General features: G+C 72.9%; 9 protein-coding genes. 3 read left to right on the top strand and 6 right to left on the bottom strand.

Annotated elements, in window-relative coordinates; all coding sequences use genetic code 11:
* From AC0CYZ_RS28930 to AC0CYZ_RS28915, 4 genes are all read right to left on the bottom strand, one after another.
* Positions 1-333, bottom strand: a 333-nt coding sequence (locus tag AC0CYZ_RS28930; RefSeq protein ID WP_472221564.1) for a maltokinase N-terminal cap-like domain-containing protein, incomplete at its 3' end; no start/stop codon positions are given.
* The gene (gene treS, locus AC0CYZ_RS28925) at positions 333-2,141 is read right to left on the bottom strand and encodes a maltose alpha-D-glucosyltransferase (RefSeq protein ID WP_472221563.1); all 1,809 of its coding nucleotides are present in this window, start codon (positions 2,139-2,141) and stop codon (positions 333-335) included. The genes AC0CYZ_RS28930 and treS, both read right to left, overlap by 1 nt.
* 18 nt (positions 2,142-2,159) lie before the next feature.
* A complete protein-coding gene (locus AC0CYZ_RS28920; protein WP_472221561.1) occupies positions 2,160-2,717 on the bottom strand; it encodes an FxsA family protein in 558 nt (185 codons plus the stop codon).
* Between the two features lie 114 nt (positions 2,718-2,831).
* Positions 2,832-2,966, bottom strand: coding sequence for a hypothetical protein (locus AC0CYZ_RS28915; RefSeq protein WP_472221560.1), 135 nt, complete (start codon positions 2,964-2,966; stop codon positions 2,832-2,834).
* Between the two features lie 173 nt (positions 2,967-3,139).
* Here AC0CYZ_RS28915 and AC0CYZ_RS28910 point away from each other — a divergent pair, with 173 nt between their 5' ends.
* Both AC0CYZ_RS28910 and AC0CYZ_RS28905 read left to right on the top strand, forming a co-directional pair.
* Positions 3,140-3,520, top strand: coding sequence for a YciI family protein (locus tag AC0CYZ_RS28910; RefSeq protein ID WP_472221559.1), 381 nt, complete (start codon positions 3,140-3,142; stop codon positions 3,518-3,520).
* On the top strand, positions 3,517-4,755 hold the full coding sequence (locus AC0CYZ_RS28905; protein ID WP_472221558.1) for an RNA polymerase sigma factor: 1,239 nt from the start codon (positions 3,517-3,519) through the stop codon (positions 4,753-4,755). Before AC0CYZ_RS28910 ends, AC0CYZ_RS28905 begins: the two co-directional genes overlap by 4 nt.
* 51 nt (positions 4,756-4,806) lie before the next feature.
* Here AC0CYZ_RS28905 and AC0CYZ_RS28900 read toward each other — a convergent pair whose 3' ends face one another.
* Positions 4,807-6,015 carry an FAD-dependent monooxygenase gene (locus AC0CYZ_RS28900; RefSeq protein WP_472221557.1) on the bottom strand — a complete coding sequence of 403 codons (1,209 nt, stop codon included), beginning with the start codon at positions 6,013-6,015 and terminating at the stop codon, positions 4,807-4,809.
* An 84-nt stretch (positions 6,016-6,099) separates the two neighbouring features.
* Between AC0CYZ_RS28900 and AC0CYZ_RS28895 the strand changes: the two genes are divergently transcribed.
* A complete protein-coding gene (locus AC0CYZ_RS28895) occupies positions 6,100-6,654 on the top strand; it encodes a TetR/AcrR family transcriptional regulator (RefSeq protein WP_472221556.1) in 555 nt (184 codons plus the stop codon).
* 74 nt (positions 6,655-6,728) lie between these two features.
* Here AC0CYZ_RS28895 and AC0CYZ_RS28890 read toward each other — a convergent pair.
* A partial coding sequence (locus tag AC0CYZ_RS28890; protein WP_472221555.1) for an alpha-1,4-glucan--maltose-1-phosphate maltosyltransferase occupies positions 6,729-8,259 on the bottom strand: 1,531 nt, incomplete at its 5' end.

The raw sequence follows: 8,259 nt of genomic DNA, 5'->3' as shown, positions 1-8,259 counted from the left end.
GTCGGCCAGCCCGTCGTAGACCGTCCGGCCGCCGACGACGCCGATCACCGCGTGCTCGAGGTCCCCCTTCAGGCCCGGGCGCGAGCCGAGCAGCAGCTGGAACCAGTCCTCCGGACCACCGTCGGCGAACGCCACCGCGATCACCGCGTGCGCCACGGCCGGCGACGCGTCGGGCGCGGTGATGTCCTGGTGGCCGACGATCCGCACCGCCGTGACCTCGCGCCCCTTCGCCGCGAACCAGCGCTGGGTGGGGAGCCACTCGACCAGCGCCGGGAGCAGGGCCTCGAGCTCCGGTGCGACCTCCGTGGGCGCTCCTGTGCGGTCGGCCGTCATCAGCGCTCCTGGGGCGGGTGGATGGAGAACCAGTAGAAACCGTGCCCCGGCAGCGTCAACAGGTACGGCAGCTCACCGATCGCCGGGAAGGGGACGCCGCCGGTGAGCTCGGTGGGCGTCCAGTCCTTCCACGCGATGAGGTCGAGCTCCACGGGCTGGGGGAAGCGGGACATGTTGTTGACGCACAGGACGACGTCCCGGGTGCCCTCCTCGTCGACGAACTCACGGACGTAGGCGAGCACCGAGGAGTTCGACCCACCGAGCTCGTGGAAGTCGCCGAGCCCGAAGCCCGGGTGCTGCTTGCGGATCTCGATCATCCTACGGTTCCAGTGCAGCAGGCTGGCCGTGGAGTTGGACTGCGCCTCGACATTGACCGCCTGGTACCCGTAGACCGGGTCCATCACCACGGGAAGGTTGAGCCGCCCGGGGTCGCAGGAGGAGAAGCCGGCGTTGCGGTCCGGGGTCCACTGCATCGGGCTGCGGACGCCGTCGCGGTCACCGAGCCAGATGTTGTCGCCCATCCCGATCTCGTCGCCGTAGTAGATGACGGGCGAGCCGGGCAGGGAGAGCAGCAGCGCGGTGAAGAGCTCGAGCTGGTTGCGGTCGTTGTCGAGCAGCGGGGCCAGGCGCCGGCGGATGCCGATGTTGGCCTTCATGCGCGGGTCCTTGGCGTACTCCGCGTACATGTAGTCGCGCTCGTCGTCGGTGACCATCTCAAGCGTCAGCTCGTCGTGGTTGCGCAGGAAGATCCCCCACTGCGCGTTCTCCGGGATCTCCGGGGTCTGCGCGAGGATCTCCGAGATCGGGAACCGCGACTCGCGCCGCACCGCCATGAAGATGCGCGGCATCAGCGGGAAGTGGAACGCCATGTGGCACTCGTCGCCGCCGACCTCGGGGTCGCCGAAGTACTCCACGACGTCGGCCGGCCACTGGTTGGCCTCGGCGAGCAGGACCCGGCCCGGGTACTCGTCCTCGACGACCTTGCGGACCCGGCGCAGGAACGCGTGGGTCTCGGGGAGGTTCTCGCCGTTGGTGCCGTCGCGCTCGAAGAGGTAGGGCACCGCGTCGAGGCGGAAGCCGTCGATCCCGAGGTCCAGCCAGAACCGCAGCGCGTCGATCATCGCCTCGCACACGGCGGGGTTGTCGAAGTTGAGGTCCGGCTGGTGGGAGAAGAAGCGGTGCCAGTAGAACTGGCCGCGAACCGAGTCGTAGGTCCAGTTCGACGACTCGGTGTCGACGAAGATGATCCGGGCCTCGGACCAGCGGGTGTCGTCGTCGGACCAGACGTAGAAGTCGCCGTACGGCCCCTCCGGGTCGTTCCGGGACTCCTGGAACCACATGTGCTGGTCGGACGTGTGGTTCATGACGAGGTCGGTGATCACGCGGATGCCGCGGGCGTGGGCCTGGTCGAGGAACTCGACGAAGTCCTCCACGGTGCCGAACTCGCCGAGCACCTTGCGGTAGTCGCGGATGTCGTAGCCGCCGTCACGCAGCGGCGAGTCGTAGAACGGCGGCAGCCACAGGCAGTCGACCCCGAGCCAGGCGAGGTAGTCCAGCTTGTCGGTGAGCCCCCGCAGGTCCCCGAAGCCGTCCCGGTTCGAGTCGGCGAAGGCGCGGACCAGCACCTCGTAGAAGACCGCGCGCTTGTACCAGCCGTCGTCCACGGGCAGGGTGCGGGCGCTGCGGAAGTCGTCGGACGAGACCTCGGCGGGCGGCTCCGCCGCGTGCTCCGCTCCGCGCGGCGCGATCGCGGTCGTCGTGCTGGTGTCGGGCGCGTTCGCGGGGCCCGTGCCGATCCCCTCGTTCATCAGGCGCCACGCTAGTGGTCAGCCTCCACGCCGCGCGTCACCGGTCCCGGTGTGGCCCACGTCGTCCGGATCGTCCCCGGACCCGACGACGTGACCCTCGATCACCCGGCCCTCGATGACGTGGCCGTGCCACGGGTCGCGCGCGGTCGGGGAGGTGTCCGCGGTGCCGTACGCGGGCCCGGCCGCCCCCACGACGGTGATCGTCGGGCCCATCCGGGCGCTCCCCGCCCGCACCGCCCGGGCGGCGGCGCGCCGGGCGAGGGCGCGGCGCACCGGCGACACGAGCAGGACCAGGGCGGCGAGGGTGGAGAGGATGCCGGGGACGACGAGCAGGACCCCCGCGAGCGCCACGTACATCCCGCCGGCGATCTCGGCCTCCGCCGGGCGTCCCGAGCGCACGGCGGTGCCGAGCTCGGCCAGCGAGCGCCGGCCCTGGCGCTTCAGCGCCCAGGCGCCGATCAGCGCGGAGACGACGAGCAGCCCCAGGAGGCCGAGGAACCCGACGGCCTGGCCGACCAGCACCAGGACCCAGATCTCCAGGGCGACGTACGCCAGCAGGGCGAGCAGGACGGGCATGGCGACCTCCGATGTCTTCACCCCGCCCAACGCCCGGCGGGCGCGGATAGTGCCCGGGCCTGCTCCGCGGCAGCAACGGCACGTTCCTGGCGTCGGGCGCGAGGACGGCGCCGGTCACGCACGGCGCCGCGAGCGTCCCCGGGCCGTCACGAGTGCGAGGAGCACGAACAGCAGCCACGCGAGACCCCAGCAGGGCGACGGCCGCCGTCGTCGGCTGTGCGGCTCGGGTGCGGCGAGCGTGGACGTCATGTCGGCCTCCTCGGTGGGCGTGTGTTCGGGGACCACACCGAGCGGACGGAGGCGACTCGACATCTCGGCAGCTGTGACGGCGGTCACGTCGGGATGATGTCGAGCGGCGGCAGCCGGGTCCGTACTGCTCGCGGCGGCGCACCGACCGCCGGCACCGAGCCCGAGGAGGGACCATGAAGTACCTGCTGATCATCCAGATGAACCCGACCGCGTGGGAGTCGCTGTCCGAGCAGGAACGCACCGAGATCGCGGCCGGTCAGGAGGGGTTCATGGAGACCATCACCGCCAGCGGCGAGATGGTGGGCACCCACGCCCTGGCCGACCCGTCGCAGAGCGCCGTGGTCCGGGGCCGGCCGGGTGCCTCGACCGTCACCGACGGTCCGTTCCTGGAGGCCAAGGAGTACATGGGCGGGTTCTACGTCGTGGACTGCGAGAGCCCGGAGCGCGCGTACGAGCTCGCCGCCATGATCCCGGGCACCGAGCACCTGCCCGTCGAGGTCCGACCGGTGATCTTCACGGCCGGCTACGGGCTCGGGGAGCCGGACACCCCGTGACCGAGCGCGAACTCGAGGACCTGCTGCGCCGGTCGGCACCGCAGGTCCTCGGCGCGCTGGTGCGTCGGCACGGACGGTTCGACCGGTGCGAGGATGCGGTCCAGGAGGCGCTGCTCGCCGCGGCCACGACCTGGCGGGAGCACGGAACGCCCCAGGAGCCGGTCGCCTGGCTGGTCCGGGTGGCGGGGCGACGACTGACCGACGAGTGGCGCAGCGAGCAGGCCCGCCGCGAGCGGGAGGCGGCCGTGGGAGCCGGGGTCCCCGACGACCGCCGACACGCCCCGTCGGCCGATGCCGACGGGGCGTCGTCGCGGGACGACACGCTCGAGCTGCTGCTCCTCTGCGCGCACCCGGCCCTGTCCGAGCCGAGCCGGATCGCACTGACCCTGCGCGCGGTCGCCGGGTTGACGACGGCCGAGATCGCCCGGGCCTTCCTGGTGCCCGAGGCGACGATGGCCCAGCGCATCAGCCGGGCCAAGGCGACCGTCACCGCGGCCGGGGCCACCTTCAGTCTCGACGACGGCGACCGTGGCGAGCGGCTGGCGGCGGCGCTGCACGTCCTCTACCTGGTCTTCACCGAAGGACACACGGCGAGCGTCGGCTCGCACCTCACGCGGGTGGATCTCACGGCCGAGGCCCTGCGGCTGCTCCGGGCCCTGCATGCGGTGCTCCCCGACGACGGCGAGGTCGCCGGGTTGCTCGCGCTGGTGCTCTTCGCCGAGGCCCGCCGCGACACCCGCACCGGTCTCGACGGCGAGCTCGTCGCGCTGCCCGAGCAGGACCGTGCGCGCTGGGACCGCGGCCTCATCGCCGAGGCGAGGGGTCTCGTCGAGCGCGCGCTCGCGACGGCGCCACTCGGCCCGTACCAGCTCCAGGCCGCGATCGCCGCGGTGCACGCCGACGCCGCCACCGACGCCGACACCGACTGGCCCCAGATCGCCCTGCTCTACCGGATGCTCGAGCGCCGGACCGCCAACCCCGTCGTCACCCTGAACCGAGCGGTCGCCGTCGGGGTGTCCGAGGGCCCCGCGGCGGGGCTCGTCGTGCTCGAGACGGTCGCCGACGACCCGAGGTTGCGGCGCAGCCACCGCCCCGACGCCGTGCGGGCGCACCTGCTCGAACGCCTCGGCGACCACGAGGGGGCGCGCGCGAGCTACCGGAGGGCCGCCCGGGCCGCGGGGAACCAGGCCGAACGGCAGTACCTCGAGGCCCGCGCGCTCCGGCCGGCGCCGTGACCGGCGCCGACGCGGCGCTGCCGCGGACACCCGGACGGCGGGGTGGTCGGGTCAGACCGGCGCGGCGACCCGCGGTACGTCGGGCAGCGTCAGCGCGGTGGCGGCCCGGGCGATGGCGCCGCCCTGGGACGGCACGCCGAGGCGCTCCAGCAGGGGCAGGGCGCGCAGCGCGACGTTGCGGGTGTGCAACTGCCAGCGGGTGGCCGGGGAGACGATGCGGGCCCCGGACATCGCGAGGTCCTGGTTCTGCGTGGCGAAGCCCCGCACCCGGGCCTCGTAGGCCGCCAACGCCGCGGGGAGGTCGTCGGGGTGCGCCGCGACCTCGGCGGCCAGCACGTAGGCGCCGACCGCCGCGATGCTGGTGCCCTGCCCGGAGCGGAACGAGGGGGCGTACGCCGCGTCGCCGACGAGCCCGATCCGGCCGCGGGTCCACGAGGGCATCCGGATCTGGCTCACGGTGTCGAAGTAGAAGTCCTCGGCGCCGCGCATCCGCACGAGCATCTCCGGGACCCACCAGCCGACGCCGCCGAAGACGTGCGCCACGAGGCGGCGCTGCCCCTCGGTGTCCCGGTGGTCCAGCGTGGGGGTGGGGCCGGAGAACGAGAGCAGCGCGGTCACCGGCTGGTCGCGGACCGCGTAGAGCGTCGCGGAGCGACCCGGGAGGTTCATCATCACCGCCTCGCGGTCCAGCCCGTACACGTTCGGCACGGAGAACGCGGCGTAGCAGGCGTCGAGGTCGCGGCGGAACGGCGCCTCCGGGCCGAAGGTCAGCGCCCGCACGCCGGAGTGCAGTCCGTCCGCGCCCACGACGAGGTCGAACACCCGCGGCTCCCCGCGCCGGAAGGTGACGTGGACGCCGTCCTCGCGGTCCGCCAGGGCGGTGATGCGGTCGTCGAAGACGTACTCGACGTCGTCGCGCGTGGCCTCCCACAGCACCCGCGTCAGGTCGCCGCGCGGCAGCTCGACGGCCCGGATCGACTGCTCACCCAGGAGGGTCTCGGTGGACAGGCCCGCGATCTCCCGCCCGCGCTCGGTGACGAAGGTCAGGGCGCGGGTGCCGGTGCGGGCCGCCTCGATCTCGTCCAGGAGTCCCATCCGCTCGACGACGTCGACCGCGACGCCCCGTAGGTCGATGGGGTAGCCGCCGCCGCGCACCGCCGGGGCCTTCTCGACGACGGTGACGTCCACCCCCGCCCGCCGCAGCCAGAACGCCAGGACGGGACCGGCGACGCTCGCGCCGGAGATGAGCACGGTGGTCATGGGAGCACCCTCTCGTCGAGTTACCTGCCGACCGGTAAGCTACTGACCGTGCGGCAAGTAGTCAACGGCGGGTAGGGTCCGTTCGTGCCCCGCGCCAACGTCGACACCCGGGCGGAGATCCGCGCCGCCGCCCTCGAGCTCTTCTCCGAGCGCGGGGTGGACGCCACGAGCCTGCGCGAGATCGCCGAGCGCATCGGCATCACCAAGGCGGCGCTCTACTACCACTACGCGTCGAAGGACGCCCTGCTCGGCGAGCTCGTCGACCCGATGTTCGCCGAGCTCCGGGAGCTGGGGGACGAGCTCGAGGGCCGGGCCGTCGACGCGGGGGACGAGGCCGCCGTGCGCGCGGTCGTCGAACGCTTCTGGGAGCTCTGCCTGCGCAACCGCCAGGTGATGCGGGTGCTGATCCACAACCCGACGGTCGTCGCCCGCGGGGCCATCGTCCCGAAGATGCTGCACTGGCGGGAGCGGGTCGACGCCGTGATCGTGGGCAGCGACGCCGCGGCGGACCGGGTGCGCGCGGTCGTCGCCCTGGGCGGCGTCCAGGACGCCGCCATCGTGTTCGAGGGGGAGGAGCTCGACGCGGTGCGCGGGCCGGCGATCGACGCGGCGGTGCGGGCGCTGCGACCCGGGTCCTGACGCCCTGCAGGAGCACGAACGGCCGGTTCGTCACCTTCGAGGGTGACGAATCGGCCGCTCGTACGCTCGGTCTGCTAGCGCTTCTGCACCGTGACCACGTGCGCCACGTCGCGCCACGGCTCGAGGCGGACGTAGTTGGCCTGGCCCCAGTCGAACACCTGGTGGCTCACCTCGTCGAAGGCGCCGAAGCGGGCGAACGGGTCGAGGCCCAGCGCCTCCATGTCGAGGCGCAGCGTGCCCTCCTCGGCGCCGAACGGGTTCAGCGTGACCACGCACAGCACCGTGTCGCCCGTGATCGGGTCGGTCTTGGAGTACGCGAGCAGCGCGTCGTTGTCGACGTCGTGGAAGCGCAGCGTGCGCAGCTGGCGCAGCGACGGGTGCGCCCGCCGGATCTCGTTGAGCCGGGTGATCCAGGGCTGCAGGCTGCGGCCCTCGGCCAGCGCGCGGTCGAAGTCCCGCGGGCGGAGCTGGTACTTCTCCGAGTCCAGGTACTCCTCGCTGCCCGAGCGCACCGGCTGCCACTCGAACAGCTCGAACCCCGAGTACACCCCCCAGCTCGGGGCCAGGGTGGCGGCCAGCGTCGCGCGGATCGCGAACATGCCCGGGCCGCCGACCTGCAGCGACTCGTGGAGGATGTCCGGGGTGTTGACGAAGCAGTTCGGGCGGGCCTCGTCGATGCGGTCGCGGTGCATCTCGAAGAACTCGCGCAGCTCGTCCTTGCCCGTCCGCCACGTGAAGTACGTGTAGGACTGGCTGAACCCGGCCTTGGCCAGCCCGAACAGGCGCGCCGGGCGGGTGAACGCCTCGGCCAGGAACACCACGCCCGGGTCGACCTCGTGCACCTTGGCGATGAGCCAGGACCAGAAGTCGGCCGGCTTCGTGTGCGGGTTGTCCACCCGGAAGATCTGCACCCCGTGCGAGAGCCAGTAGAGGACGAGCCGCAGCGACTCGCGGTAGATGCCCTCGGGGTCGGTGTCGAAGTTGACCGGGTAGATGTCCTGGTACTTCTTCGGCGGGTTCTCCGCGTACGCGATGGTCCCGTCGGGGCGCACCGTGAACCACTCCTGGTGCGACGCCGCCCACGGGTGGTCCGGCGCGCACTGCAGCGCGAAGTCCAGCGCCACCTCGAGGCCGAGCTCGGTCGCCCGGGCGACGAACGCGTCGAAGTCGTCGATCGTGCCCAGCTGCGGGTGCACGGCGTCGTGCCCGCCCTCGGCCGAGCCGATCGCCCACGGCGACCCGACGTCGTCGGGACCCGGGGTCAGCGTGTTGTTCAGGCCCTTCCGGTTCACCATGCCGATCGGGTGGATCGGCGGCAGGTAGGCGACGTCGAAGCCCATCGCGGCGGCGCGCTCGAGCTGGCGGGTCGCGGTGGCGAACGTGCCGTGCACCGGGCGGCCCTCGTCGTCCCACCCGCCGGTCGAGCGCGGGAAGAACTCGTACCAGGCACCGTCGAGGGCGCGGGGCCGCTCGACGAGGACGTGGTGGTCGGCGCCGCGGGTCACGAGGTCGCGCACCGGGCGCTCGACCATCGTGCGGTGCACCGGTTGTGAGAGCGCCTTCGCGAGCCGCTCGGGCACGCTGCGCTCGATCTCGCGCAGGGAC

The sequence above is a fragment of the Actinomycetospora sp. genome, from assembly GCF_055612215.1.
This window is presented reverse-complemented; position numbering and strand designations above follow the sequence as displayed.